Raw genomic sequence first — 26997 nt, 5'->3', positions numbered from 1 at the left:
CTACGACGCATTGAATCATGAAATTCCCAGGCCAACGCAAGTCTAAGCATTATTTTCCGGTACATGCCCGCGATCCATTGATTGTTCAAGCGAGTGAACAACGTAAGCTGAAACGTCCTCATGTTATCGGTATTGACCAAACGCTGGTTGATATTGAAGCGAAGGTGAGCGATGAATTTGTGGAAAAGTATGGGCTAAGTAAGGGCCATTCTTTGGTGATTGATGACAAGCGAGCAGAAGCGCTGTATCAAGAGCTAAAAGAAAACAACATGATCAGCCATGAGTTTGCGGGTGGCACGATTGGGAATACGCTACATAACTATTCCACGCTGGCAGATGATAAGTCGATCCTTCTGGGTGTGATGAGCCGCGATATCACCATTGGTAGCTATTCTTACCGCTACTTGTGCAACACGTCTAGCCGTATGGATCTGAATTATCTCGAAGCAGTGCAAGGCCCAATTGGTCGTTGCTATGCGCTTATCAGTGAAGAAGGCGAGCGTACCTTTGCTATTAGCGAAGGGCTGATGAATCAGCTGACACCGCAATCTATTCCTGAGCACATCTTTAAAAATGCGTCGGCACTGGTGCTAACTGCCTATTTGGTGCGTTGCAAGGAAGGCGATCCGATGCCTGAAGCGACAATGAAAGCCATTGAATACGCGAAAAAATATGATGTGCCAGTTGTAATGACCATGGGCACCAAATACGTTATTCAGAATAACCCGCAATGGTGGCGCGAGTTCTTGGCAGAGCACGTGTCCGTGGTTGCCATGAACGAAGAAGAAGCAGAAGCACTAACCGGTGAATCTGATCCGTTAGTGGCTGCAGACAAAACGTTGGATTGGGTCGACATGGTGCTTTGCACTGCGGGTCCAATTGGCCTTTACATGGCAGGTTACACCGATGATGATGCAAAACGTGAGACCACATTGCCATTGCTGCCAGGTTCGATTGCTGAGTTCAACCGCTATGAATTCAGCCGTCCGATGATGAAAGATCAGTGCGTTAACCCGGTGAAGGTGTATTCACATATTGCGCCTTACATGGGCGGTCCAGAGCGTATCAAAAACACCAATGGTGCGGGCGATGGCGCGTTGTCAGCGGTACTGCACGATATGTCTGCAAACCGTTACCATCGCGATAACGTGCCAAACTCAAGCAAGCATGTGCATCAGTTCTTGACCTACAGTTCGTTTTCACAGGTGTGTAAGTACGCAAACCGAGTGAGTTATGAAGTGTTGGCGCAGCATTCTCCGCGCCTTTCTCGCGGCTTGCCAGAGAGAGAAGATTCTCTGGAAGAAGCTTACTGGGAGCGCTAAATCTCTGCCTTATTGGGCACTGATGCTGCGTTGATTTTATGAATGCTGTTAGTCACTGAGTGAACTAAGCTACTAAGCAGTCACCATTTCATCGCCTTGCCTTGGTGTCAAATGCGTTGAGATAACGGGTCTTTGCTAGAGACGAAAAATAAAAAACCGCCGTGATGGCGGTTTTTTTATTGGTGGATGCTGGTGTTTATGCTTTTGAGTAGGCTTCGTTGTGAACTGCTGCAATTGCGCGACCTGAAGGGTCTGCTGCGTTTTTGAAGCTTTCATCCCACTCAATGGCCTTCGCACTTGAACATGCGATTGATGGACCACCTGGTACACACTCTACTGCTGATGGCAGTGGGAACAACTCTTCAAAGATCTCACGGTAAACGTAAGCTTCTTTTGTCGTTGGCGTGTTGTAAGGGAAACGGTAGCTGGCGGTTTCCATTTGCTGATCAGAGATTTTCTCGTTAGCAACAGCTTTCAATGTATCAATCCAGCCATAACCTACGCCATCAGAGAACTGCTCTTTCTGGCGCCATGCAATCGCTTCTGGCAAGTAGTGCTCGAAACACTCACGAAGAATGTGCTTCTCCATTTTGCCGTTGCCACACATCTTGTCTGCAGGGTTCAGGCGCATTGCTACGTCGATGAACTCTTTATCGAGGAAAGGTACACGACCTTCAACACCCCATGCAGCCAGTGATTTGTTGGCGCGTGCACAGTCAAACATGTTCAGCGCAAGCAGTTTACGCACGGTTTCTTCGTGGAACTCTTTGGCATTTGGTGCTTTGTGGAAGTATAAGTAACCGCCGAAGATTTCGTCTGCACCTTCACCAGACAGGACCATTTTGATGCCCATCGCCTTTATTTTACGTCCTAGCAGATACATAGGCGTCGAAGCGCGGATGGTCGTCACGTCATAGGTTTCAATGTGATAAATCACATCACGAATTGCGTCTAAACCTTCTTGGATGGTGTACGTCATTTCATGGTGAACAGTACCAATTTGCTCAGCCACTTCACGTGCGGCTTTGAGATCGGGCGCGTCTTCAAGACCAATGGCAAAAGAGTGAAGTTGAGGCCACCATGCGGCTGATTGTCCATCATCTTCAATGCGCATTGCCGCGTAGCGTTTCGCAACTGCAGAGGTGATTGACGAGTCTAGACCGCCTGATAGCAATACACCGTAAGGTACGTCAGTCATCAACTGGCGCTTTACAGCAGCTTCCAGTGCTTCAGTCAGCTCTTCTTTGCTGGTGGCGTTGTTTTGTACGGCTGCGTACTCATTCCAATCACGAATGTAGTAGCGCTGTGGCTCTGCATCTTGAGAGCGGTAGTACGAACCTGGAGGGAATTCGCTGATGGTTTTACACACAGGCACGAGTGCTTTCATTTCTGATGCAACAAAGTAGTTGCCGTACTCATCGTAGCCTTGGTATAGCGGGATAATACCAATGTGGTCACGACCAACCAGATATTCGTCTTTATCTTCGTCATAAAGAACAAAGGCGAAAATGCCGTTTAGCTCTTCTAGCAGATCTGCCCCCATGTCTTGGTATAACGCCAAGATGACTTCACAATCTGAATCGGTTTGAAAATCGTATTTGTCTTCGTAACGCGCACGAATTTCTTTGTGGTTGTAGATCTCACCGTTAACCGCAAGGATAAGCTTGCCATCAGGGCTATAAAGAGGTTGTGCGCCGCTGTTCAAACCAACGATAGCGAGACGTTCGTGCGCGAGAATTGCACGCTCTGATGAATAGATGCCAGACCAGTCCGGTCCACGGTGACGTAACTTCTTGGACATTTCCAAGGCAGATTCGCGTAACACTGACGCATCTGATTTAATATCTAAAATGCCAAATACAGAACACATAATTCCCTCTCAAACTTCCCTAATGCACGCATCATAAACGCGTTTCAATTTTGTATTGTCTTCAATTTGCCAATTTGATAGAAAAAAGCAACCTGTTATGAAGATAAAAATAATAAACCCGAGGTGAAGTTTAATTTCATTCACCAATATGCGGTTTTTAGTGAATGAAACATTGGTGCTGATGATTTTGTGACCGCTTTTGTGCTTGGGAGCACAAGAGTGGTCACGGATTTCAGAATGAGGCTTAAAGCAGTTGGTCTTTTACATGGCGAGCAAAACCCGCACCTGCTTCGTTGTAGATGTTATAGGCTTCGTTAACGCCAAGCGCTTTGAGTTGTTCAAGTTCATCGACGTACTTAGCAATAGCGGCGACTTTGCCGTCGAATCCTAATTGATTGATCTGCTCCATGGCCAAGGTGTTAGCTTGACTGTTAGGCATCGCAAGAAGGATCAGTTCGATATGGCGAGAGGAGGTGACGCGAGACCAGAAGTCAGGATCTGTGGCATCACCATGAATCACATTTCTGTTGCACTCTTGATGGCTAGCGACTGAATCTTCACGCGCTTCAATGCCTAGTACTTTTGACGGAAATTCTATTGCGAGTTCATCATACGCACCACTGCCTATGCGGCCCATACCGATGATAACCACGGAAGCATCACCGAGATCGATAAGCTGATCGTTATGATGGATTCGTTCTGGTGACGGGTCGTTGAAGCGTGATGATACAGCGCCGTAAATTTTATGACTGAACGTATTCAGTGGTGCAGCTAACATGAAGGACAAAGACACTGCAATGGCGATGGCGACCAAAATACTGCCGGGCATGATGCCCATTTGGTAGGCAATACCACCGACAATTAAGCCAAATTCACTGTAGTTAAACAGGGTGAGCGTGGCGAAAAGCGAGGTCCGGACACGGAATTTGAAGCCATTGAATATGACATAGTAAAGCAGGCCTTTTAATGGCAACAGTAGCAGCAGCAATAGCGCAATCATCAATCCTTGCAATGTTGGCTGCTCTGACAAGCCAATATTAAGGAAAAAGCACACCAGAAAGAGTTCTTTCAAGTTGAACAGTGATTTGGCCATCTCTGATGCACGGGGATGTGCTGCCATCATCATGCCCAGAAGCAAAGCACCTAGGTCTGCTTTCATGCCAACAACATCAAAGAAACCCGCCCCTGCGACCAACGCAAGGAAAACACCATAAAGCACTAAGACTTCACCATGACCGACGCGATCCAGTAATTTAAAGAACAACGGACGGGCCAATGGCAATGCAAATAACAGTAGGGCTTCTATTCCGGGGACTTTTCCAGAGGCGATGGTCAGGAAAATAACGGCAAAGATATCCTGCATGATGAGAACGCCGATAGCTAATGTGCCGTAGGTGGCGTTCATTTCGCCTTTCTCTTGCAGGGCTTTGATGGCGAACACGGTACTGGAAAAAGAGAGAGCAAAAGCAACAAGTACAATGTCGTTTAACGCGAGGCTTGAAAATGCGGAAAAGCCAAGTGACTTAAAGCCCATCAAGCAAAGTGAGAACAGTGCAGTTGTCATCACGTTATGGAGTGTGGCACCGAACCAAATCTCTTTATTGAGCAGAGACTTTACGTCGAGTTTGAGACCAATAGTAAACAGCAGCAAGGTAACACCCAAATCGGCTAACGTTTGGATAACGGGCGTGGAGGTGAATCCTGCTGCATGTAAGCCAAATCCAGCAATCAAGAAGCCAACGAGTGGGGGCATGTGGCAGCGCAGCATTAAAAAACCGCTGAGAAATGCGACGGCAATGATAACGAGATCCATGGTTTTGATTGTTTCCTTGCGAAAAAATAGCGCGTTTAAGCCTAAGCCGGTCAAACAGGGGGCCTAACAACAGAAAATGATAAGATAAAACAAAGGCAACACGGTAAACCTGTGTTGCCTATGAAGCTAAACATAAATTAGCTTAAGCTGTGCCTAATTTGTGTAACAGAATTTTAGTCTTCGAGCAGTTTTTGAAGCAATATTCCGTTAAGCATCGCGCGTTTAACCAGCGCAAATGCGCCGAGTGTCGGTGTAGTAGAAGACAAGCTGGCTGCGACAACAGGAAGATTCTGGTGGAAGGCTCTTAGTGATTGGTTTTCTACGCAGCGTTGAATGGCTGGGAACACCACGCTTTTTGCTTCGGTAATTTCACCAGAGATCACCACTTGTTGTGGATTGAACAAGTTAATTGTCATCGCGATGGCTTTGCCTAAGTGATTACCTACCTTTACCAATACCTGACGCGCGAGTTCATCACCGGCAACAGCGGCACGACAGATGTCGGATACGTTGAGGTCTTTTTTGCCTTGCAGCATGCTTTCATGGCCTTGTGCCAAAAGCTGCTGTGCGTGCTCGATAATAGCTGGATTAGAAGCAACCGTTTCAAGACAGCCAAAATTACCACACTGACACTTCTTGCCGAGCGGGTCTATTTGAATGTGTCCGATCTCGCCAACGTTGCGGTTGTAGCCTAAAAACACTTGGCCATTAACGATAATACCTGCACCAGCACCATTGTGAACACTGACGAGTAGGGTGTCGTAGTAGTTTTTACTCACCCCGAAATAATGTTCTGCCAGTGCCTGACCTCGTGTGTCGTTTCCGATGTAACACTGCACACCAAATTCATCACGAATTAAGTCACTTAACGGTAATTTGTCGATCGTAATATGTGGCATGTATTCGACGATACCTGTTTCGGCATCAACGAGGCCGGGTAGCGAAATCGCCACGGCAATCAGTTCTTTTACAATGTCTTGTTGGCTAGCGAGGAAACTGTGAAGGTGAAAAAGAAGACCTTCAATCAGGGTTTCCTGATTGGGATAGTGAAACGCTTCGTCATGCTCGGCGAGAGGTTTGCCCGACAAGTCGAACAGTGTTAGTTCGATGCGGTCACGACCGAGTCGTACAGCAAGAGAGTGAAAAGGGGCACATTCGGTGGTCAACGAGATGGCTCGTCGACCTCCTGTGGACGCTTGTTGCGCGACCTCTTTAATCAGGCCGCGCTCAAGCAACTGGCGGGTAATTTTGGTAACACTTGCTGGAGCAAGACTGCTCACGTCAGCAATTTGGATTCGAGATATCGGCCCTTGTTGGTCGATAAGTCGATAAACGGCGGCACCGTTTAGCTGTTTAACCAGATCTACGTTACCAATTTGTCCGCCTGTCATAAATGTCCTAATTCAATGTATATTCGCCGTTAACTACAGTCGCTTTGACATTGAAATCGCGATCAAACACGGTCAGGTTAGCGACATATCCATTCTTGATAGCCCCTAGCTTGTCATCCATGCCGATTGCACGTGCAGGATACAAGGTTGCCATGCGGATCACTTCATCCAAAGCGATGCCTACGTGTTCGACAGAGTTTTGTACTGCTTCAATCATGGTCAATGCCGAACCGCCAAGTGTGCCATTCTCATCAACACACTTACCATCACGGTAATATACTTTCTTACCTACAAAAATAAAGTGATCCATGTCTGCTCCTGCAGGCGCTGCTGCATCAGTAACAAGAACCAGTTTCTCACCTTTCAATTTGTGGGCAATGCGAATGTTTGCATAATCTACGTGGAAACCATCTGCAATCACGCCCGTATAAACCTCCGGGGTGTCGTAGATAGCGCCAACCATACCAGGCTCGCGACCCGCAATTGGTGTCATCGCATTGAACAGGTGGGTGGCAAACGTGATACCCGCTTTAAAGCCTAGACGCGCTTCAACGTAGCTTGCGTTGGTGTGACCTGCAGATACAACGATACCTGCGTCAGCCAACTGACGGATATGATCCGCTGGCGTCAATTCTGGTGCCAGCGTCACTTTCGTGACGACATCTGCATTAGCAGTGATGAAATCGATCATTGCGTCATCAGAGCGACGAATGAAATCAACACTGTGAATGCCTTTTTTGGCAACATTCAGGTATGGACCTTCAAGGTGCAGACCGAGTGCTTGATGCTCGTATTGTGCTTGGTAATCACGAATCGCACTGACTGATGCCTTCATATCTTCATCAGAAGACGTGATCAGTGTTGGCAAGAAGCTGGTGCAACCAGACTTCAGGTTTGCCAGATGCATCGTGTGGATAGTGTCCGCGGTCACTTCATCGTTGAACATCACACCGCCACAACCGTTAAGTTGTAGATCGATGAAGCCAGGGCTGAGATATGCGCCATCAAGTGAACGAGTTTCAATGCCTTCTGGCAATTCACTTTCAGGACAAACGTTCTGGATCAGGCCACCATCGACGATGACAGCATGATTATCCAGCACTTCGCTACCAGTAAAAATTCGGCAGTTAGTCAGTGCGTACATGAATACTTCCTTACCTTACAGGTTTTTGATGTTTTCAGCTTCTAGCTCATGGAAGTACTTAACTGTCTTCACTTTCAGCTCAGCTGTTGATGGTTCGTCACAAATCATCAGTGCTTTAGGGTGCAATTGAAGCGCAGAGACAGTCCACAGGTGGTTCACTGAACCTTCTACCGCTGCTTGCAGAGCAAGTGCTTTGTTGTGACCTGTAACCAGAATCATCACTTCTTTTGCGTCAAGCAAGGTACCTACGCCAATGGTCAGTGCGTGTTTAGGTACTTGGTTGATGTCATTATCAAAGAAACGAGAGTTAGCAATACGCGTATCTTCCGTCAAGGTTTTGATACGAGTACGTGATGAAAGTGACGATGCTGGCTCGTTAAATGCGATGTGACCGTCGTTGCCAATGCCGCCCATGAACAGATTGATTCGACCGTAAGATTTAATCTTGTCTTCGTAACGCTGACATTCTTCTTCGTGATTGTCAGTGTTTCCGTTCAATAGATTGATATTTTCTTGTTTAATATCAATGTGATTGAAGAAATTATTGAACATGAAGCTACGGTAAGATTCTGGATGATCTGCTGGGATACCGCAGTACTCGTCCATGTTGAATGTAACCACATGTTTAAAGCTTACTTCGCCTTGCTTATGAAGATTAATCAGTTGTTTATATGTGTTCAGTGGAGTGCCACCAGTCGGCAAACCCAGAACAAACGGACGATCTTCAGTTGGAGCAAATTTGTTAATTGCATCAACAATATAGCGTGCTGACCAAAAGCCTACTTCATGTGCGGTTTGTAAAGGGATAAGTCTCACGGTACACCTCTTAATTAATTCAAATTCAGACTATACAGCATAGTGGATTCGTATCTTAGTTTTCATCATAAAATAAGTTTTATGATGGCGCTAGCAAAAAACAGGATCTCGTATCGTTTTGAGTGACAAAAATCACAATTGCACCTGTTTTAATTTGCGGGGCGAAATTAATGGAATAAACTCCACCTGACTCACATTGGATAGTAAAAAAAGTCCCATGTTGTCATTACATCTCTGAGAAAGAACCACTATAGGGGGAACACAGGTGAATATTCTCGGTTATTTCCAAAAAGTAGGTAAAGCGTTAATGGTACCCGTTGCCACGCTTCCTGCAGCTGCAATCTTAATGGGTATCGGCTACTTTATCGATCCGACCGGTTGGGGCGCGAACAGCGTTCTGGCGGCATTCTTGATTAAAGCAGGCGCTGCAATTATCGATAACATGTCTTGGCTGTTTGCTGTAGGTGTTGCCTACGGTATGTCTAAAGACAAAGACGGCGCTGCTGCACTAGCAGGTCTGGTTGGTATGTACGTTGTTACGACGCTACTGTCGCCAGGTGCTGTTGCACAAATTCAAAACATTGACCCAAGTGCTGTTCCAGCGGCTTTCGGTAAGATCCAGAACCAATTCGTTGGTATCTTGGTCGGTATCATGTCAGCGGAACTGTACAACCGTTTCTCAACAGTAGAACTGCACAAAGCGTTGTCGTTCTTCTCTGGTAAGCGTTTGGTTCCAATTGTTACTTCTTTTGCTGCAATCATTGTTTCTTTCATCCTGATGTACGTATGGCCAACTGTTTACGGTGGTCTGGTTAACTTCGGTGAAGGTATTCAGGGCATGGGCGAACTGGGTGCAGGTATCTATGCATTCTTTAACCGTCTTTTGATCCCAGTGGGTCTGCACCACGCTCTGAACTCAGTATTCTGGTTCGACGTTGCTGGCATTAACGATATTCCTAACTTCCTGGGTGGCGCTAAGTCTCTGGCTGAAGGTACTGCAACTGTTGGTGTAACAGGTATGTACCAAGCGGGCTTCTTCCCAATCATGATGTTTGGTCTGCCAGGTGCAGCGCTAGCTATCTACCACACGGCTAAGCCTGAGAACAAAGAAAAAGTAGCATCTATCATGATCGCTGCTGGTTTCGCATCGTTCTTTACCGGTGTAACAGAACCTCTTGAATTCTCATTCATGTTCTTGGCTCCTGGTCTGTATGTGCTTCACGCACTTCTGACTGGTATCTCTGTATACATCGCTGCATCTATGCAGTGGATTGCAGGTTTCGGTTTCTCTGCAGGTCTTGTTGACATGTTCTTGTCTACACGTAACCCGCTGGCTGTTAACTGGTACATGCTTATCGTTCAAGGTCTGGTTTTCTTCGGTGTTTACTATGCCGTGTTCCGCACCGCGATTGTTAAGTTCAACCTGAAAACGCCTGGTCGTGAAGACCTAGATGACGACGCTGAATCAAATGGCGTTGAAGCATCTAAAGAAACCAGCATCCTAGCTCGCCAGTATTTGAAAGCGTTGGGCGGTCACGACAACCTGACGACTATCGATGCATGTATTACTCGTCTACGTCTGACTGTTAAAGATGGCGCTCAGATCGACGAGAAAACACTGAAAGCACTAGGTGCGATGGGTGTTGTTAAATTGGGCACCAATAACCTGCAGGTTATCTTGGGTCCTTTGGCAGAAATCGTTGCTGGCGAAATGAAAAAAGTCGGCACAAGTGAAGACTTGACGGAAATCAAACTGCCTTAACTAAAATATACTGACTAAACAGTCAATATGGCCGGCCCTTAGCGGGGTCGGCTTTTTTTGGGCCGAATTCGGCCAAATCGTAGGGAAAAATACAAATGAATAAGACATTTAAGATGGGAATCTTATCTGCAGCGGTTGCTGCAGGTCTTGCTGGTTGTGGCGTTCTGCCTTCTGGCTCTGCACAACAAGCAACGGTAGATGCGTTGGCTTCTCAGCTGAACATTAGCTACGACGTTCAAACCAACCATGGCGCGCAAGAAGGTCTAGCATGTCAGGACATGGGCGCTGAGTGGGCATCTTGTAACAAAGTAAACATGACGGTTGTTAATGAAGGTGATGCCGTTACTAGCAATGATTGGACAATCTATCTGCACAGCATTCGTGTGTTCCTAGATGTCGCAAGCGACGACTTCACGATTGAACACCTAACGGGTGATCTTTACGCGCTGACGCCAACGCAATCTTTCGATGGTTTCGCGGCTGGCGAAAAAATCGAAATCCCCCTGATTGCGGAATACTGGCAGTTGTTTGAAACTGACTTTATGCCACGTGCGTATGTTGTTGCTGGTGATGCAACACCAAAAACTATCGCTTCAATGGACACTGAAAACGTTGATGCATTTGTTGCTGAAATCGATGGAGACAAGTGGAAACGCACGCCTGAAGACAACAATATCTTGGCAACCGCGGCATCGCGCTTTGCGAAAAACAGCGATGTAGCGCAACTGTCGGATGGTGCGATTGAAGCATCTATTATCCCAACACCACTGAAAACTAAGCAAATGCGTGGCGCTCTGCATGTTACGTCTGGCTTTGCCGTGACGAACAATGCCCTAGATGCTGACCAATTGGCGGCATTTGAAGATCGTGCAGCGCTTTTGGGTGTCAACGTAGACGGTGATATCGCACTTAACATCCATGTTGATGCGACAGCATTTAGCGGCGAAGAAGCGGTATCGGGTGCTTACAAGCTAGCAGTGAATGCAGCAGGTGTTGATGTTCTTGGTTTTGACCGTGTAGGTGCATTCTACGGTTTGCAATCACTGATGGCATTGATGGACAAAGACGACAGCGGCATGCTGCCATGGGTTGCGATTGAAGATGCCCCTCGCTTTGAATACCGCGGTGTGATGGTTGACGTTGCGCGTAACTTCCACTCAAAAGAAGCAATGCTGCGCACGATTGATCAGATGGCGGCGTACAAGCTGAACAAACTGCACCTTCACCTGACTGATGACGAGGGCTGGCGACTAGAGATCCCTGGCCTGCCAGAACTGACAGAAGTCGGCGCAGATCGTTGTCATGATTTGTCTGAAACCTCATGTCTTCTCCCACAACTGGGTTCAGGTCCAACAACTGAAAACTTCGGTTCAGGTTTCTTCTCTAAAGCGGATTACATGGAAATCCTGCGCCATGCGAAGGCGCGCGGTATTGAAGTGATCCCTGAAATCGATATGCCAGCTCACTCACGTGCTGCCGTTGTTTCTATGGAAGCACGCTACACCAAGTATGCAGAGCAAGGCGATCTGGCTAAAGCAGAAGAGTTCCGTCTGATGGATCCGTTGGATACATCAAATGTGACGACTGTTCAGCTTTATGACAAGCGCAGCTTCATCAATCCATGCATGGATTCATCAGTAAACTTCGTGGACAAAGTGATCACCGAAGTTAAAGCCATGCACGCGGAAGCAGGTATGCCTCTGACGACGTGGCATTTTGGTGGTGACGAAGCGAAGAACATCAAGCTAAACGCAGGTTTCCAAGACGTGAATGCAGCAGAGCCTGTTTCTTGGAAAGGTAACATTGATCTGAGCAAGGAAGACAAGCCTTTCGCTAAGTCGCCAGTGTGTCAAAAAGCGATTGCAGAAGGTGTGGCAGAAGATTTCGGTCACCTGCCAAGCTACTTTGCTGAGCGCGTAAGCAAGGTGGTTGCGGCGCATGATATTCCTAACTTCCAAGCGTGGCAGGATGGCCTGAAGTATTCGAAAGATGCATCAGCATTCGACACTGACAACGTTCGCGTTAACTTCTGGGACGTTCTGTACTGGGGCGGAGACGCATCGGCTTACGAGTGGGCGAATAAGGGTTATGACGTGATCGTGTCAAACCCAGACTACGTTTACATGGATATGCCTTACGAGGTTGATCCAAAAGAACGTGGTTACTATTGGGCAACCCGTGCTACTGATACGCGCAAAATGTTTGGCTTTGCACCAGAAAACTTGCCACAGAACGCTGAAACATCAGTAGACCGTGATGGTAATGGCTTTAACGGCAAAGGCACTGTGGAATCGAAAGGCTTTCACGGTTTGTCTGCGCAGCTATGGAGCGAAACCGTTCGTACTGACGAGCAGTATGAATTCATGGTGTTCCCGCGTGTCATTGCTGCTGCAGAACGCGCATGGCATAAAGCAGATTGGGAATTGGACTACCAAGCGGGTAAAGCCTTTAACCTTGATACCGACCACGTAAACAAAGACGCTCAGTTGCAAGATTGGACACGCTTTGCAAACGTAATGGGTCAACGTGAAATGGCGAAACTGGACGCGGCGGGTATTCAATACCGTATCCCAGTTCCTGGCGCTATGATTGAAGCAGGTAAACTGCACATGAACATCAGCATGCCTGGTCTGCCACTTCAGTACTCTGTAGACGGCGGTGAAACGTGGGCTGATTACGCTGCACCTGTTACCGTGTCCGACGCAAGCAATGTAAAAGTACGTGCATTGAGTGCTGACAAACAACGTGAAGGCCGTGTAGTGTCACTATAACGACACCTTATGACTCAGAAGCCCGCTATATGCGGGCTTTTTTTCGTCTCGACGTTCTGTAGAGGTTGAGTAAAACCTCGTGATCGTGGATCATTGACTTAATTTCATGTAGTTCTTCCTACGAGGTATTTTTTGATGAGTGAGTCTGAGGCTCGTCCAAGCAACTTTATCCGTCAAATCATCGATAAAGATTTGGCTGGTGGTGTTCATACAACAGTTCATACGCGTTTCCCTCCGGAGCCGAATGGGTATCTTCACATTGGTCACGCGAAGTCGATCTGTTTGAACTTTGGTATTGCTAAAGACTATCAAGGTCAATGTAACCTGCGTTTTGACGATACGAACCCAGAAAAAGAAGACATCGAATTTGTTGAATCAATCAAAAGCGATGTGAATTGGCTGGGTTTCCAATGGAGCGGCGAAGTGTGTTATTCGTCTGGCTACTTTGATCGTTTACACGGTTATGCCGTCGAATTGATCGAGAAAGGCTTGGCGTATGTGGAAGAGCTGAGTGCAGATGAAATCCGTGAATATCGCGGAACATTGACTGCACCGGGTAAGCACAGCCCATACCGTGAACGTAGCGTTGAAGAGAACTTAGCACTGTTCGACAAAATGAAGAACGGTGAATTCGCAGAAGGTAAAGCTTGCCTACGCGCGAAAATCGATATGGCGTCGCCGTTCATGGTGATGCGCGATCCCGTATTGTACCGAGTGCGTTTTGCCCACCATCACCAAACCGGTGATAAGTGGTGCATCTACCCAATGTATGACTTTACACATTGTATCTCTGATGCGCTTGAAGGCATTACACACAGCTTGTGTACGTTGGAGTTCCAAGATAACCGTCGTCTGTACGATTGGGTATTGGAAAATATCACCATTGAGTGTCAACCGCGCCAGTATGAGTTCAGCCGCCTGAATCTTGAATACACCGTGATGTCTAAGCGTAAACTTAGCCAATTGGTGAGTGAGAATCTGGTCCATGGCTGGGATGACCCGCGTATGCCAACGATCTCAGGTCTACGTCGTCGTGGTTACACGCCAACGTCTATTCGTGAGTTCTGTAAGCGCATTGGTGTCACCAAGCAAGAGAACACGATTGAGATCGGCTCTCTTGAGTCTTGTATTCGTGATGACTTGAACGACAATGCACCGCGTGCCATGGCCGTTCTCGATCCTATTAAGTTGGTGATTGAAAACTTCGATGGTGAGATTGAAACCTTGTCAGCGCCGAATCACCCGAACAAACCAGAAATGGGTGAGCGCCATGTGCCGTTCAGTCGTGAAATCTGGATTGAAGCTGAAGATTTCCGCGAAGAAGCGAATAAGAAATACAAGCGACTGGTACTAGGTAAAGAAGTGCGTCTGCGTAATGCATACGTGGTGAAAGCTGAGCGTTGTGATAAAGACGCAGATGGCAAGATCACGACGGTTTACTGTACTTACGATCCAGAAACCTTGGGTAAAGATCCAGCGGATGGCCGTAAAGTTAAAGGCGTAATTCACTGGGTATCTGCAGATGCAGGTTTACCCGCTGAAATCCGTCTTTATGATCGCTTGTTCACTGTGCCAAATCCTGGTGCTGCTGATGATTTCGCTGCAACAATCAACCCTGAGTCACTGACTGTGGTTCATGGCTTTGTTGAGCCTAGCCTAAAAGCAGCGGCTGCTGAGCAAGGTTATCAGTTTGAGCGCATGGGCTATTTCTGCACAGATCGTAAAGACAGCTCGGAAGATGCACTGGTCTTTAACCGCACCGTGGGTCTTCGTGACACTTGGGCGAAAATTGACGGCTAATACCAACCAGAAGCAGTACTCAGTCATTCTTGCCAATTATTACTGCGCAAATTTATGACCGCTTACTTAATCCGATTGGTGTATCACCCGTAGTAAACGAAAAAACCGGAGCATAAGCTCCGGTTTTTTATGCTTGCTATTTTAGTGACTAAAACAGACAGAGGCTGAATTACAAAGGTGACTTAAGAGCGTGCATCGTGCAGCGTTTCATCAGTATTACAGTCGCCTTCGATGCAGTGACCATAGAGATATAAGCTATGGTTTGTCAGACGTACATTGAAGCGAGTCGCAATTTCTCTTTGACGTTGTTCAATGACTTCATCTGTGAATTCAATCACTTTTCCGCAATCTAAACACACCAAATGGTCGTGATGCTGCTGCGTTGCGAGCTCAAATACTGATTTACCACCTTCAAAGTGATGACGGGTGACAATCCCAGCATCGTCAAACTGGTTTAGAACACGATAAACGGTAGCAAGGCCAATCTCCTCGCCAATATCAATCAATTTCTTATAGAGATCTTCGGCGCTGATATGCTGACAGTCCGGTTGTTGCAGGACTTCTAGGATTTTTAATCGTGGCAACGTGACTTTCAGTCCTGCGTCTTTCAGTGCCTTGTTATTATCTGACATCCGGTTCTTCCTACGTAATTGCTTTTTTCCCTGTAATTGTGAGAACGGGAAAAGTTGTGTGTTAGCGTAACAAATGTGATAAGTCGCCGCCAGTGTCACGCGATAAATAACTGACCTAATTGGTTGGTTTTGCGGCTTGTTGTTGTTAAGCAAAAATGGCACGATAAACTGGTTAGACCAGAAAGGGAGTTACTGTGTATAAATACTACAAACCAGGGATAGTGAAATTTGCGCTTAACTGCTGGCCACCATTTTGGGGGGCTGGCATTAAAATTCTAGAGATCAGCGATGATTTTCGTTTTGTTAAAATGCGTTTAAAGCTTCGCTGGTGGAATAAAAATGCCAACCGTACTCAGTATGGTGGCAGTATTTTTTCAATGACAGATCCAACTTATGCCCTGATGTTGATGGGGATTTTGGGTGAAAAATACTTTGTTTGGGACAAAGAAGCGGACATTAACTTCATCAAACCAGGTTCGTCGGATTTGTTTGCAGAATTTGTTATCTCGGAAGAAACAATTACTTCCATTCAGCATGCAACGGCCAGCGGCGACAAGGTGTTTCCCGAATTTGTTGTCAATGTTGTTGATGAGGGTGGCGAAGTCGTCAGTCGTGTCAGGCGGGTGCTGTATGTGCGAAAAAAGCCGAAGTACCGTCAAGAGCCTTAAGCATTTATCCAAACATCACGAATTTGCGAGGCTACACAAATAGCAGGCATAAAAAAACGCGCTCGGGGCGCGTTTTTTTGCCGCCGGAGGAGGGAATTAACCTTCCAATTCCGACAAGCACATTTCTTCGTGGATTTGTTTAACCCAAGTTTCAACGCGCTGTGCAGTTAGCTCTGGTTGGCGGTCTTCATCAACACATAGGCCAACAAAGTGGCTATCATCTACCAAGGCTTTCGATGCTTCAAACTCGTAGCCTTCAGTCGGCCAATGGCCAATGATAGTGCCACCTTTAGTCTCAACGATGTCACGAACGGTGCCCATCGCATCACAGAAATACTCTGCGTAGTCTTCTTGATCACCACAACCAAAAATCGCAACGAGTTTGGTTGAGAAATCAACTTGCTCAAGCTCTGGGAAAAAGTCGTCCCAGTCACACTGCGCTTCACCGTAATACCACGTTGGGATACCCAGTAACAGCAGGTCGAAGTTGTTGATGTCTTCTTTGCTGCTCTTAGCAATATCCTGAACGTGTACCAGTTGTTTACCCAGTTGTTTTTGAATCATCTTGGCGATAGCTTCAGTGTTACCTGTATCGCTGCCAAAGAAGAGACCTACGCTCGCCATAATAGAGAATACCTGTTTTCTGTTAGTCGAGATGCAATATACACATCCCAAATTCTAAAGTGTAGAAGAAGGACAAGCCTTCTTGCTGTTTTGGGTAAGATGCTGACAATCAGCCGATGCCTGCGCCTTCCCAGAAAAACTGAATCACGCCTTTGGTAATGAAACCTGCGCAACCTAAGAAAAGTACCAGCCAAACAATGCGTCGGCCAAAAGGCGGTACGTTCCCTTCCTTTAAAACGTCCTTGATTGCCATGCCGATGAAGAAGAAGATTGCTGCAAACAGCAGATCAAGTCCTATCGTTTCGAGCAATTCAAAATGCTCGTACAGCATTTCCCTCTCCTTTCGGAACCTATTTCGTCGCGCACTATATCACAACTCAGACCGGTCTGTTAACGCCCTGACTTTGTTAAAAAGCGAGTGATCACACGGGCAACTGTGTCGGGTTTTTCAGCGTGCAACCAATGTCCGGTATTCGCAATCACGTGCGCTTTTGCGTGAGGAAATTGGCGCTCGATGTCATCACGATGTTGCGCCGAAATGTAATCCGAATCCGCACCTTTCATAAATAACGTGTCACCGTCGAACTTGCCACTCGCGGGCCAGCCAGTAATGTCACTGTAGTTCACTTCCAATGCGTTAACGTTGAAGCGCCACCCAAACTCTCCGTTCTCTTGCTTTGCCAGTGACTTAAGTAAGAATTGGCGGACGCCGGGCTCTTGAATATGCTCTGCTAAACGCGCTTCCGCCTCTTTTCTATTTGAGATGGGGGATTGCACAGAAGCATTTAAACCCGAAAAAACGGCATCGTGTCGACGGACTTGGTAAGCGACGGGCGCAATATCCATGACCACCAATTGATCAACAAGATCGGGGCAGGTGATGGCAAGCATCATCGCGACTTTACCCCCCATGGAGTGACCGACGACGGAGACGCGATCAAGGCCTTGTTGAAACAAGAACTCTTTCACTGCATTAGCTTGTGAAAGGTAGTCTACCTGTTCAGAGCGCGGCGACTGTCCATGGTTCGGCAGATCAATTTGATAGACCTTATAATGCTCAGCCAATACGCGTGCGAGTCCCCCTAGGTTGTCCAGACTGCCAAAAAGTCCGTGGATCAACAGCAAAGGGTGTCCTTCTCCTTGGATCTTGTAGTTCAAAAACACCGTTCTTTTCTCTCAATATGAATCGTTTGCCGTAGAGTATACCTGTCTAACTCTGTATAATCGCCCCGTTGAATTGTAATTAGGACACGATGATCAAACGATGAAGACAATTGAGGTTGATGAAGAGCTATACCGGTACATTGCCAGCCAAACGCATCACATTGGCGAAAGTGCATCGGACATCCTGCGCCGCCTGTTAATGGCACCGCAGATGGAGCAAGAACCCGTTGCGACATTGACTCCCGCTAATAAGCCAAAGGGAATTGTTGTCAGCAAAGATGCGGGAAAACACGATTCTGTGGATCGCGTTAAAGAAATGCGCTCATTGTTGATCTCTGACGAATTTGCAGCGCAAGAAAGAGCGATCGGACGTTTTATGCTTGTTCTGTCAACACTTTATCGTATTGATGGTCCAGCGTTTTCAGAGGTTACTGCGTTGAAAGGCCGTACTCGCGTTTACTTCGCTGATAACGAGCAAACCTTGCTAGAAAGTGGCAAAACAACGAAACCTAAGCACATTCCGAGCACCCCGTTTTGGGTGATCACCAATACGAATACCGGTCGTAAGCGCCAGATGGTTGAGCAGCTGATGACTAAAATGGGTTTTGCTAGCGACATTACTGAAAAAGTTGTTGGCGAAATCTAAAGCTATCGCATAAATCACATCAAAATGCTTACTGCGAATAGATAAGATTGAACATAGAGGCTCTGTCATTGACGAGCCTCTTTGTATTTTTATGAATTAGATTTCCTGAAAGGATGCGAACTCATGGCTAGTTTTGATCGCGCGGGGCAACGTGCTCAGCAACAAGATCTTCATAACATTCCTCTATTGGTGTCGAACTATTTTCAGCTGACGCCGGATCCAAGCAACCCTGCTCATAAAGTCGAGTTTGGCACCTCGGGTCACCGTGGTAGTGCAGATAAATATACCTTCAATCAGGATCATATTCTGGCGATAGCACAAGCGATTGCAGATGTGCGCGCTGAGAAAGGGTTCACTGGTCCACTCTTCGTAGGTAAAGACACGCACGCATTGTCTGAGCCAGCATTTTGCTCTGTGGTAGAAGTGCTGGTCGCAAACGGCGTGAAAGTGATTGCGCAGGCAGACGGTGGTTACACGCCGACGCCGGGTATCTCTTATGCCATTTTGACGCACAACAAAACCAACGAGATGCAAGCAGATGGCATTGTTATTACGCCTTCTCACAACCCGCCTCAAGATGGTGGTATCAAATACAACCCGCCACATGGTGGTCCTGCGGAAGGTGAGCTAACGAAGGCCATTGAGCAACGCGCGAATGCGTTGATTGCAGCTGGCCTCAATGGCGTACGTCGCATCAGTTTTGCGCAAGCGACGGAGAGCGATCTGTTTATTGAAACGGATCTGGTCATGCCTTATGTGCGTGAGTTAGGTCAGGTTGTTGATATCGAAGCCATCAAAAAAGCCAACCTTCACATCGGCGTTGATCCACTAGGTGGTTCCGGTATTGATTACTGGAAAGCCATCGCAACGCATTACGAACTCGATATTACGCTAGTGAATGACGATATTGATCCGTCATTCCGCTTTATGTCATTGGATAAAGATGGCGTGATCCGCATGGATTGTTCGTCGCCTTCAGCAATGGCAGGACTGCTGGCATACAAAGATCAATATGATCTCGCGTTTGGTAACGACCCCGATTTTGATCGCCATGGCATTGTGACACCTGCGGGTTTGATGAACCCAAATCACTACCTCGCTGTGTGCATTGATTACCTTTATCAGCATCGCCCACAATGGGGCAGTGAAGTGGGGGTTGGGAAAACACTGGTATCAAGTGCGATCATCGACAAAGTGGTTGAGAATCTCGGCCGAAAACTGTGCGAAGTGCCTGTCGGTTTTAAATGGTTTGTTGATGGACTGTATAGCGGTGAATTAGGCTTTGGCGGGGAAGAAAGCGCAGGTGCATCATTCCTTCGTATGGATGGTACGCCATGGTCAACGGACAAAGATGGTATTTTACTTTGTTTGTTAGCCGCAGAAATCACTGCCGTCACCGGTAAAAACCCACAGCAGTACTATGACGCGCTAGCGGCAAAGTTTGGCGCGTCTTGTTATGCGCGTATCCAAGCGCCTGCCAACGGTGAGCAAAAAGCGGTACTGAGCAAGCTCTCCGCTGAGATGGTGACGGCTGAAACCTTAGCGGGTGATGCAATCACAGCCAAACTTACTCATGCGTCAGGCAATGGCCAAGCGATTGGCGGTTTGAAAGTCGCCACTGAATTTGGTTGGTTTGCGGCACGTCCGTCTGGCACGGAAGACATCTACAAGATTTACTGTGAGAGCTTCAAAGGCGACGAGCACCTTCGTGAGATCCAAGAAGAAGCGAAGAAAATCGTCAGCGAAGTGTTCAAAAGCGCAGGCCTGTAAACGTAGCCGCTAATGTTGTGTATAAAGCCACCGAAAATCGGTGGCTTTTTTAGTGGGGCTCAGGCCAAGTCTCGGGTACAACGAACCAGCGCACTCCCTGTTCATCGATAACATGCTGTGCACGTAACAATGGCAGCTTCAGTGTAAATTTATCAAGCTCATGAACTGATGGCGCTTCCATCCATTGATGACGGTGAAGATGATAAAAACGTCTATCACTGGGTAATTGAGAAGGCCAGCACCAATGCCCGCAAACCGCATCTGATGTCACTGACGGCGTAGTGACTTTATGTTTAGGAAGAAAAGGATTGGTATATAGCCTGCCTGGCATCAAGAGTTTTCGCTGGCTAATGGGATATTGCGGAAATTGCGAGAGGAATTCCTCGGTATTAGAAAGCAACAGTTGTTTGGTTGTCATCTTTTGATATTTCTTAGCCAGTGTATCTTTGCCGTTTGGGCCATGCCAGTCGGTATTAAACGCCAAATAAAATTTAACGGCCACTTCCCAATGTTCTAATTGGCCTTGCGGGTTTTCGACAATAAAATCGACAGCGCCAAGAGTACGTCCATCCTTGCTTACCTGTATTTCTTCTGTCACTAGCTGATAGCTTGGGTGTGAATGAATACATTGCTTAACCAGCCATTGATAATAAAAACCGATACGTTGACCGCCCTCATAGCCTGGCCAGTTCATCTTTGGCACACCTTGCCAGAATTGATGATCAAACTGATACCGTGAAGGTAGCTGCACAATAGTTTGCGTATTGGCTATCCAATTCATGTCTCGGGCAACTTGTGCTTTATCTGCAAACATGCGTAATGTCCATAACGTATTGACTGATTGAGAATTAACAGCTTATCGGAATGTGAGTTCACCTGCACGTCAATGCTGGGTAGAATGATTGAAAGTCATCGCCTGATCTAGGATCATAAATGAACAATTTTGAGCTCGAAACCCTCCTGAATGGTTTTTTAAAACCTCATTTGATTAAAGACTACTGTCCTAATGGTATGCAGGTAGAAGGTAAACCTGACGTGATGAAAGTCGTGACAGGTGTGACTGCTTCACAAGCATTGATTGATGCTGCGATTACCCATGGTGCTGATGCTGTGTTGGTTCACCACGGTTATTTTTGGCGTGGCGAGCCAGAGCCAATTAAAGGAATGAAGTTTCGTCGCATCAAGGCCTTGATTGAGCATGGGATCAACCTGTATGCGTATCATTTGCCACTTGATGTACATCCAGAAGTAGGCAACAACGCACAACTTGCTAGCCTACTGGGTATTGAACAACGCGGAGGATTGGAAGATGGAAATCCTAATTCTGTTGCGGTGTGGGGGGAGTTGCCCGATGCAATTACCGGTGATGCATTTTCTGCTTTGATTGAAAGTCGACTCAACAGAAAACCGCTGTTTATTAATGGTGGCAGTCATCGAAACATTAAACGTGTTGGTTGGTGTACTGGCGGCGGACAGGATTATATTGATTTGGCGGCAAGTAAAGGGATGGATGCGTTCATTTCAGGCGAGGTGTCAGAAAGAACAACTTTTTCTGCGAGAGAGCAGGGTATACATTATTTTGGTGCGGGGCATCACGCGACAGAGCGCTATGGTATTAAATCTTTGGGTGAGTGGTTGGCAGAAAATCATAAGATGGACGTCACCTTTATCGATATTGACAATCCAGTATAGGGTTCGCTAAATCTAATATTCTGGCGTAGATACTCATATTTAAAATAAAAAACGCCGCATTAAGCGGCGTTTTATTTAGCGATAAAACCTGGCTAGCTACGAAATTTAATCGCGATCTTTTAATGGTTTGAAATCACGTTGATCGTAACCAGTATATAGCTGACGTGGTCGGCCAATACGGTTTTGCGGATCGCTGTGCATTTCGTTCCAATGAGCAATCCAACCAATAGTCCGAGACATCGCAAAAATCACGGTGAACATGGACGCTGGAATACCGATTGCTTTCAGGATGATACCTGAGTAGAAATCGACGTTTGGATACAGTTTTTTCTCAACGAAGTACGGGTCAGAAAGCGCGATTCGTTCAAGCTCCATCGCTACATCCAACAATGGATCATTGATGTTGAGCTCATCAAGAACTTCGTGACATGCTTCATTCATTACTGTTGCACGAGGGTCGTAGTTTTTGTAAACACGGTGACCGAAGCCCATCAGGCGGAATGGGTCTTCTTTATCTTTCGCGCGCTCAATATACTCAGGAATATTGTCGACAGAGCCGATTTCTTCCAGCATCTTTAAGCATGCTTCGTTTGCCCCACCGTGTGCAGGACCCCAAAGGGATGCGATACCCGCAGCAATACATGCAAATGGGTTAGCACCAGAAGAGCCTGCCAAACGAACCGTTGAAGTTGATGCGTTTTGCTCATGGTCAGCGTGTAAGGTAAAGATCTTATCCATGGCTTTGGCAACGACTGGGTTGACGTCGTACTCTTCACACGGCGTAGCAAACATCATGTGTAGGAAGTTTTCGGCGTAGTCCAAATCATTGCGCGGATAAATGAACGGTTGGCCGATTGAGTACTTGTAACACATTGCCGCCAGCGTAGGCATTTTAGATAGCAGGCGGTACGCGGTAATTTCACGGTGTTCGTCGTTATTGATGTCGAGCGAATCGTGATAGAACGCTGCAAGAGCACCGACAACACCCACCATGACAGCCATAGGGTGTGCATCACGACGGAAGCCGTGGAAGAAGCTCGCAATTTGCTCGTGCACCATAGTGTGACGAGTAACAATCTTGCGGAACTCTTCGTATTGCTTACGGGTTGGGACTTCCCCATACAGAAGGATATAACAGACTTCTAAATAATCAGCGTTATTGGCTAATTGATCAATTGGAAAGCCTCGGTGCAATAAAACGCCAGCGTCACCATCAATATACGTAATTTGTGACTCACACGACGCTGTTGCAACAAAACCTGGGTCAAACGTAAAATAGCCATTTGCGCCCAACGCACGAACATCGATCACTTCCGGACCGACTGTGCCCCTTTTGATCGGCAGTTCGATAGGTGCTTTCCCTTCTATTTGTAGGGTAGCTTTCTTCTCTGCCATAACATTCTCCTTTGTTTTTATATAATCCTATCCCGGATACGGACCCCGTTGTTGTACCGATCGCTTCATAAGATGTCAATTTGCAGAAGTGATCTTTGTCGGGTGTACGCAAGTATCAAAAATATGTGCGTATTAAGTTAATGCTCTGTTTCGGGATTTCCGTCAATTTTATTGGTTTGTGTTTAAATGTTACGGGGCATATACTCTGCGGCAGGTCTCTGGATATTACATAATGCCGGGGCGTTTCGGGGCTCAAATCGATATTTTCTCTGCGTAAAACGGGGCTTGATCTGCAGTTAATAGCAGAAGACACCGTAAAACGTAATTAAAGATGTTGCAGGTCTGGCGCGATCGCGAAATGTATATGCAGAGAGTGTTATAACAATAATTGCTCAATGGAGCTGAGTGGGCCATATCGTGAAAGTAACAAAGCCAAGACCGGTAAACCTCGACCTTCAGACCATACGCTTTCCCATCACAGCGATAGCGTCTATCGTGCACCGCGTTTCGGGTGTCATCACCTTCTTCTCGGTTGCCATCCTTCTCTGGCTACTAAGCCTGTCATTATCTTCTCCAAGCGGTTTCGAAGCTGCAGCGGACATCGTTGATAGCTTTTTTGCCAAGTTCATACTTTGGGGCATCTTAACGGCGCTCGCTTATCACATTGTGGGTGGTATTCGCCACTTACTGATGGATATGAAGTATTTCGAAGAACTTGAGTCAGGAAACATGAGCGCGAAAGTGGCATTCGGCATTACTGCCGTGCTGTCTGTTTTAGCTTGGGGGTTAGTATGGTAGGACATGTATCTTCATTTGGTAGAAACGGTGTTCATGATTTTATCTTGATCCGTGCCACTGCCATCATCATGACACTTTACACATTATATATGGTGGGCTTTTTTGCATTTGGTCCAGACCTGACTTATCAAAGTTGGATTGAGTTTTGGGGCCAGACAAGCAACAAAGTATTCACCATGCTAGCGCTGGTTTGTGTGCTTATCCATGCGTGGATTGGCATGTGGCAAGTGCTGACGGACTACATCAAGCCGACATTGGTTCGCGCTCTGATGCAGTTTGGCATAGTAGCACTGCTTTTTGTCTACCTGTTGACTGGCTTTTTCGTATTGTGGGGTGTGTAAGTGAGTATTCCAGTAAGAGAATTTGACGCAATTGTCATTGGTGCTGGCGGCGCAGGTATGCGTGCTGCACTACAAATTTCAGAGCAAGGCCTTTCTTGTGCGTTGCTTTCAAAAGTATTTCCAACCCGTTCACATACTGTTTCTGCGCAAGGCGGTATTACGGTAGCACTAGGTAATTCCCATGAAGATAACTGGGAATGGCATATGTATGACACCGTTAAAGGCTCCGATTATATTGGTGACCAAAACGCAATTGAATACATGTGTAAAACCGGCCCTCAGTCAATTATCGAATTAGAAAAAATGGGCCTTCCATTTTCTCGCTTCGAAGATGGCAGTATTTACCAACGCCCATTTGGTGGTCAGTCAAAAGCCTTTGGTGGCGAGCAAGCGGCTCGTACTGCCGCTGCTGCTGACCGAACCGGCCACGCACTGCTGCACACTCTTTACCAACAGAACATCAAAAATAAAACAATGATCTTTTCTGAGTGGTATGCACTGGATTTGGTGAAAAACCAAGACGGCGCGGTAGTTGGTTCAACAGCAATGTGTATGGAAAGTGGTGAGATTTGCTACTTCAAAGCAAAAGCAACCGTCATGGCAACAGGCGGCGCAGGTCGTATTTATCAATCCACTACGAATGCTCACATCAATACTGGTGATGGTGTTGGTATGGCGTTGCGTGCTGGCGTTCCAATGCAAGACATGGAAATGTGGCAGTTCCACCCAACAGGCATCGCTGGTGCAGGTGTATTGGTCACAGAAGGCTGTCGTGGTGAAGGTGGTTACCTTCTCAATAAAGACGGCGAGCGCTTCATGGAACGTTATGCACCAAACGCGAAAGACCTTGCAGGTCGCGACGTTGTTGCACGTTCAATGATGGTTGAAATTCGTGAAGGCCGTGGCTGTGACGGCCCTTGGGGTCCGCACCTTAAGTTGAAATTGGACCACTTGGGTAAAGATGTTCTCGAAGCACGCCTACCAGGTATTCTTGAGTTGTCTCGCACCTTTGCACACATTGATCCCATTAAAGAACCGATTCCAGTCATTCCAACCTGTCACTACATGATGGGCGGTATACCGACTCAGATTTCTGGTCAAGCTATCAAGCAAGATCCGAACGGCAACGATGTTGAAATTCAAGGTCTGTTTGCTTGCGGAGAAATCGCGAGCGTTTCTGTTCACGGTGCGAACCGTCTTGGCGGCAACTCGCTACTTGATTTGGTTGTCTTCGGCCGTGCGACGGGTCTTCACCTTGGTGAAACGCTGGCAGCACAAGTTGAAGCGCGTGATGCATCAGAATCTGACATTGAAGCGTCTCTAACTCGAGTGAATCGTTGGAATTCAACGCCGAAGGGTGAAGACCCAGTTCAAATTCGTAAAGATCTTCAGTCTTGCATGCAAAACAACTTCTCGGTCTTCCGTGAAGGTGAAGCCATGGCAAAAGGTCTGGAAGAGCTTAAAGTTATTCGCGAGCGCCTTAAAGAAGCGCGTCTTGATGACAATTCAAGTGAATTCAACACTCAGCGTATTGAGTGTTTGGAGCTTGATAATCTGATGGAAACTGCGTTGTCTACGGCAGTTGCAGCGAATTACCGCACCGAGAGTCGTGGCGCACATGCTCGCTTTGACTACCAAGAGCGAGATGATGAAAACTGGCTATGCCACACCATCTACAACCCAGAAACTGAAGCGATGACGAAACGTGATGTCAACATGACACCGATTCATCGTGATACGTTTGTGCCTAAAGCGCGTACATACTAAGGGAGGTAGTTAATCATGAAACTGAATTTTTCTGTATACCGTTACAACCCAGATGTTGATGATGCGCCGCACATGAAAGGGTACGCCCTTGAAGTGCCTGAAGGCTCGGATATGATGGTTCTCGATGCGCTTATTTTGCTTAAAGAGCAAGATCCGACGCTTTCGTTTCGCCGCTCTTGCCGCGAAGGGGTATGTGGTTCCGACGGCATTAACATGAATGGTAAAAATGGCTTGGCATGTATCACGCCGTTATCAGCATTGACTGATAAATCGAGCATTGTGATTCGTCCTCTACCAGGTTTGCCTGTCGTACGTGACCTTATTGTTGACTTGACGCAGTTCTATCAAAACTATGAACGCGTTAAGCCGTACCTAATTAATGACAGTATTCCACCCGCGCGTGAAAACTTGCAATCGCCTGAAGATCGCGCACATCTTGATGGGCTGTACGAATGTATCATGTGTGCATGTTGTAGTACGTCATGCCCATCATTTTGGTGGAACCCAGACAAATTTGTCGGCCCGGCAGGCCTGTTGGCTGCGTATCGCTGGTTAATTGACAGTCGTGATACTGCGACCGAAGAACGTTTATCAGATCTGGACGACGCTTTTAGTGTTTTCCGTTGCCATAGCATCATGAACTGTGTAAATGTTTGTCCTAAAGGACTAAACCCGACAAAAGCTATAGGCCATATTCGCTCCATGCTGCTTAAGCGCGCGGTGTAATATCGGGTTCTGTACCTACATGATTTAAGATTTAGGCTCCTCGCGAGAGGAGCTTAAAAGGAACGCCGGTTAACCTCCGGTTGTG

23 protein-coding genes are annotated in these 26997 nt (G+C 46.9%); 12 read left to right on the top strand and 11 right to left on the bottom strand.

Features of this window, described 5'->3' with window-relative positions; all coding sequences use genetic code 11:
- Nucleotides 1-17: 17 nt before the first annotated feature.
- On the top strand, nucleotides 18-1322 hold the full coding sequence (locus AC3CIC_RS11265) for an inosine/guanosine kinase (protein WP_016961056.1): 1305 nt from the start codon (nucleotides 18-20) through the stop codon (nucleotides 1320-1322).
- 196 nt (nucleotides 1323-1518) lie between these two features.
- On the opposite strand, the gene asnB is transcribed toward AC3CIC_RS11265, so the two are convergent.
- The 5 genes from asnB to nagB form a co-directional block, all read right to left on the bottom strand.
- Nucleotides 1519-3192, bottom strand: coding sequence for an asparagine synthase B (gene asnB / locus AC3CIC_RS11260; protein WP_488514642.1), 1674 nt, complete (start codon nucleotides 3190-3192; stop codon nucleotides 1519-1521).
- A gap of 244 nt (nucleotides 3193-3436) precedes the next feature.
- Nucleotides 3437-5005 (bottom strand): cation:proton antiporter domain-containing protein, encoded by a 1569-nt coding sequence (locus AC3CIC_RS11255; RefSeq protein ID WP_394210543.1) that lies wholly within the window; start codon nucleotides 5003-5005, stop codon nucleotides 3437-3439.
- Between the two features lie 173 nt (nucleotides 5006-5178).
- The gene (gene nagC / locus AC3CIC_RS11250; protein ID WP_016961059.1) at nucleotides 5179-6396 is read right to left on the bottom strand and encodes a DNA-binding transcriptional regulator NagC; all 1218 of its coding nucleotides are present in this window, start codon (nucleotides 6394-6396) and stop codon (nucleotides 5179-5181) included.
- A 7-nt stretch (nucleotides 6397-6403) separates the two neighbouring features.
- Nucleotides 6404-7540, bottom strand: coding sequence for an N-acetylglucosamine-6-phosphate deacetylase (nagA, locus tag AC3CIC_RS11245; RefSeq protein ID WP_016961060.1), 1137 nt, complete (start codon nucleotides 7538-7540; stop codon nucleotides 6404-6406).
- A gap of 15 nt (nucleotides 7541-7555) precedes the next feature.
- Complete coding sequence (nagB, locus tag AC3CIC_RS11240) at nucleotides 7556-8356, bottom strand: glucosamine-6-phosphate deaminase (protein ID WP_394210541.1); 801 nt, start codon at nucleotides 8354-8356, stop codon at nucleotides 7556-7558.
- A 265-nt stretch (nucleotides 8357-8621) separates the two neighbouring features.
- Between nagB and nagE the strand changes: the two genes are divergently transcribed.
- The 3 genes from nagE (at nucleotide 8622) to glnS (ending at nucleotide 14689) form a co-directional block, all read left to right on the top strand.
- Nucleotides 8622-10118 carry an N-acetylglucosamine-specific PTS transporter subunit IIBC gene (gene nagE / locus AC3CIC_RS11235; RefSeq protein WP_488514641.1) on the top strand — a complete coding sequence of 499 codons (1497 nt, stop codon included), beginning with the start codon at nucleotides 8622-8624 and terminating at the stop codon, nucleotides 10116-10118.
- A 95-nt stretch (nucleotides 10119-10213) separates the two neighbouring features.
- Entirely contained in the window at nucleotides 10214-12889 is a 2676-nt protein-coding gene (locus AC3CIC_RS11230; protein WP_488514640.1) for a beta-N-acetylhexosaminidase, read from the top strand.
- A 135-nt stretch (nucleotides 12890-13024) separates the two neighbouring features.
- A complete protein-coding gene (gene glnS / locus AC3CIC_RS11225) occupies nucleotides 13025-14689 on the top strand; it encodes a glutamine--tRNA ligase (protein ID WP_016961064.1) in 1665 nt (554 codons plus the stop codon).
- Between the two features lie 182 nt (nucleotides 14690-14871).
- Here glnS and fur read toward each other — a convergent pair whose 3' ends face one another.
- On the bottom strand, nucleotides 14872-15321 hold the full coding sequence (gene fur / locus AC3CIC_RS11220) for a ferric iron uptake transcriptional regulator (protein ID WP_488514639.1): 450 nt from the start codon (nucleotides 15319-15321) through the stop codon (nucleotides 14872-14874).
- A 194-nt stretch (nucleotides 15322-15515) separates the two neighbouring features.
- On the opposite strand from fur, the gene AC3CIC_RS11215 reads away from it, so the two are divergent.
- The gene (locus AC3CIC_RS11215; protein WP_016961066.1) at nucleotides 15516-15989 is read left to right on the top strand and encodes a DUF4442 domain-containing protein; all 474 of its coding nucleotides are present in this window, start codon (nucleotides 15516-15518) and stop codon (nucleotides 15987-15989) included.
- Between the two features lie 96 nt (nucleotides 15990-16085).
- On the opposite strand, the gene fldA is transcribed toward AC3CIC_RS11215, so the two are convergent.
- The 3 genes from fldA to AC3CIC_RS11200 all read right to left on the bottom strand — a co-directional run bounded on the left by fldA (nucleotide 16086) and on the right by AC3CIC_RS11200 (nucleotide 17777).
- Nucleotides 16086-16613 (bottom strand): flavodoxin FldA, encoded by a 528-nt coding sequence (gene fldA / locus AC3CIC_RS11210; protein ID WP_017005997.1) that lies wholly within the window; start codon nucleotides 16611-16613, stop codon nucleotides 16086-16088.
- Between the two features lie 109 nt (nucleotides 16614-16722).
- Nucleotides 16723-16944 carry a DUF2788 domain-containing protein gene (locus AC3CIC_RS11205; protein ID WP_016961068.1) on the bottom strand — a complete coding sequence of 74 codons (222 nt, stop codon included), beginning with the start codon at nucleotides 16942-16944 and terminating at the stop codon, nucleotides 16723-16725.
- Nucleotides 16945-17003: 59 nt separating this feature from the next.
- Nucleotides 17004-17777, bottom strand: a complete 774-nt coding sequence (locus AC3CIC_RS11200; protein ID WP_488514638.1) for an alpha/beta fold hydrolase — start codon at nucleotides 17775-17777, stop codon at nucleotides 17004-17006.
- A 100-nt stretch (nucleotides 17778-17877) separates the two neighbouring features.
- Here AC3CIC_RS11200 and seqA point away from each other — a divergent pair, with 100 nt between their 5' ends.
- Both seqA and pgm read left to right on the top strand, forming a co-directional pair.
- Nucleotides 17878-18423 (top strand): replication initiation negative regulator SeqA, encoded by a 546-nt coding sequence (gene seqA / locus AC3CIC_RS11195; protein WP_016961071.1) that lies wholly within the window; start codon nucleotides 17878-17880, stop codon nucleotides 18421-18423.
- Nucleotides 18424-18546: 123 nt separating this feature from the next.
- Nucleotides 18547-20193, top strand: coding sequence for a phosphoglucomutase (alpha-D-glucose-1,6-bisphosphate-dependent) (pgm, locus tag AC3CIC_RS11190; RefSeq protein ID WP_488514637.1), 1647 nt, complete (start codon nucleotides 18547-18549; stop codon nucleotides 20191-20193).
- A 49-nt stretch (nucleotides 20194-20242) separates the two neighbouring features.
- Here pgm and AC3CIC_RS11185 read toward each other — a convergent pair whose 3' ends face one another.
- Nucleotides 20243-21007, bottom strand: a complete 765-nt coding sequence (locus AC3CIC_RS11185) for a DUF1853 family protein (protein ID WP_016961073.1) — start codon at nucleotides 21005-21007, stop codon at nucleotides 20243-20245.
- A 119-nt stretch (nucleotides 21008-21126) separates the two neighbouring features.
- Between AC3CIC_RS11185 and AC3CIC_RS11180 the strand changes: the two genes are divergently transcribed.
- Nucleotides 21127-21885 (top strand): Nif3-like dinuclear metal center hexameric protein, encoded by a 759-nt coding sequence (locus AC3CIC_RS11180; RefSeq protein ID WP_016961074.1) that lies wholly within the window; start codon nucleotides 21127-21129, stop codon nucleotides 21883-21885.
- Between the two features lie 105 nt (nucleotides 21886-21990).
- Here AC3CIC_RS11180 and AC3CIC_RS11175 read toward each other — a convergent pair whose 3' ends face one another.
- Nucleotides 21991-23280 carry a citrate synthase gene (locus AC3CIC_RS11175; RefSeq protein WP_016961075.1) on the bottom strand — a complete coding sequence of 430 codons (1290 nt, stop codon included), beginning with the start codon at nucleotides 23278-23280 and terminating at the stop codon, nucleotides 21991-21993.
- A 405-nt stretch (nucleotides 23281-23685) separates the two neighbouring features.
- Between AC3CIC_RS11175 and sdhC the strand changes: the two genes are divergently transcribed.
- The 4 genes from sdhC to AC3CIC_RS11155 are packed head-to-tail and all read left to right on the top strand — an operon-like array spanning nucleotide 23686 to nucleotide 26912.
- Nucleotides 23686-24078 carry a succinate dehydrogenase cytochrome b556 subunit gene (gene sdhC, locus AC3CIC_RS11170; protein WP_016961076.1) on the top strand — a complete coding sequence of 131 codons (393 nt, stop codon included), beginning with the start codon at nucleotides 23686-23688 and terminating at the stop codon, nucleotides 24076-24078.
- Nucleotides 24072-24419: a succinate dehydrogenase, hydrophobic membrane anchor protein gene (gene sdhD / locus AC3CIC_RS11165; RefSeq protein WP_016961078.1), complete on the top strand. Its 348-nt coding sequence runs from the start codon at nucleotides 24072-24074 to the stop codon at nucleotides 24417-24419. Before sdhC ends, sdhD begins: the two co-directional genes overlap by 7 nt.
- Nucleotides 24420-26186, top strand: a complete 1767-nt coding sequence (sdhA, locus tag AC3CIC_RS11160; protein WP_488514636.1) for a succinate dehydrogenase flavoprotein subunit — start codon at nucleotides 24420-24422, stop codon at nucleotides 26184-26186.
- Nucleotides 26187-26201: 15 nt separating this feature from the next.
- The gene (locus AC3CIC_RS11155; RefSeq protein WP_017004274.1) at nucleotides 26202-26912 is read left to right on the top strand and encodes a succinate dehydrogenase iron-sulfur subunit; all 711 of its coding nucleotides are present in this window, start codon (nucleotides 26202-26204) and stop codon (nucleotides 26910-26912) included.
- Nucleotides 26913-26997 lie beyond the last annotated feature (85 nt).

The organism is Enterovibrio sp. QJM3NY_24 (assembly GCF_057786035.1).
This window is presented reverse-complemented; position numbering and strand designations above follow the sequence as displayed.

Coding starts and splice junctions, on each gene's coding strand:
- AC3CIC_RS11175 (WP_016961075.1), bottom strand. CDS start 23,280: ATGGCAGAGAAGAAAGCTACCCTACAAATAGAAGGGAAAGCACCTATC.
- sdhD (WP_016961078.1), top strand. CDS start 24,072: ATGGTAGGACATGTATCTTCATTTGGTAGAAACGGTGTTCATGATTTT.
- glnS (WP_016961064.1), top strand. CDS start 13,025: ATGAGTGAGTCTGAGGCTCGTCCAAGCAACTTTATCCGTCAAATCATC.
- pgm (WP_488514637.1), top strand. CDS start 18,547: ATGGCTAGTTTTGATCGCGCGGGGCAACGTGCTCAGCAACAAGATCTT.
- AC3CIC_RS11155 (WP_017004274.1), top strand. CDS start 26,202: ATGAAACTGAATTTTTCTGTATACCGTTACAACCCAGATGTTGATGAT.
- nagA (WP_016961060.1), bottom strand. CDS start 7,540: ATGTACGCACTGACTAACTGCCGAATTTTTACTGGTAGCGAAGTGCTG.
- seqA (WP_016961071.1), top strand. CDS start 17,878: ATGAAGACAATTGAGGTTGATGAAGAGCTATACCGGTACATTGCCAGC.
- fur (WP_488514639.1), bottom strand. CDS start 15,321: ATGTCAGATAATAACAAGGCACTGAAAGACGCAGGACTGAAAGTCACG.
- AC3CIC_RS11185 (WP_016961073.1), bottom strand. CDS start 21,007: ATGTTTGCAGATAAAGCACAAGTTGCCCGAGACATGAATTGGATAGCC.
- asnB (WP_488514642.1), bottom strand. CDS start 3,192: ATGTGTTCTGTATTTGGCATTTTAGATATTAAATCAGATGCGTCAGTG.
- AC3CIC_RS11230 (WP_488514640.1), top strand. CDS start 10,214: ATGAATAAGACATTTAAGATGGGAATCTTATCTGCAGCGGTTGCTGCA.
- nagC (WP_016961059.1), bottom strand. CDS start 6,396: ATGACAGGCGGACAAATTGGTAACGTAGATCTGGTTAAACAGCTAAAC.
- AC3CIC_RS11255 (WP_394210543.1), bottom strand. CDS start 5,005: ATGGATCTCGTTATCATTGCCGTCGCATTTCTCAGCGGTTTTTTAATG.
- fldA (WP_017005997.1), bottom strand. CDS start 16,613: ATGGCGAGCGTAGGTCTCTTCTTTGGCAGCGATACAGGTAACACTGAA.
- AC3CIC_RS11180 (WP_016961074.1), top strand. CDS start 21,127: ATGAACAATTTTGAGCTCGAAACCCTCCTGAATGGTTTTTTAAAACCT.
- AC3CIC_RS11205 (WP_016961068.1), bottom strand. CDS start 16,944: ATGCTGTACGAGCATTTTGAATTGCTCGAAACGATAGGACTTGATCTG.
- AC3CIC_RS11265 (WP_016961056.1), top strand. CDS start 18: ATGAAATTCCCAGGCCAACGCAAGTCTAAGCATTATTTTCCGGTACAT.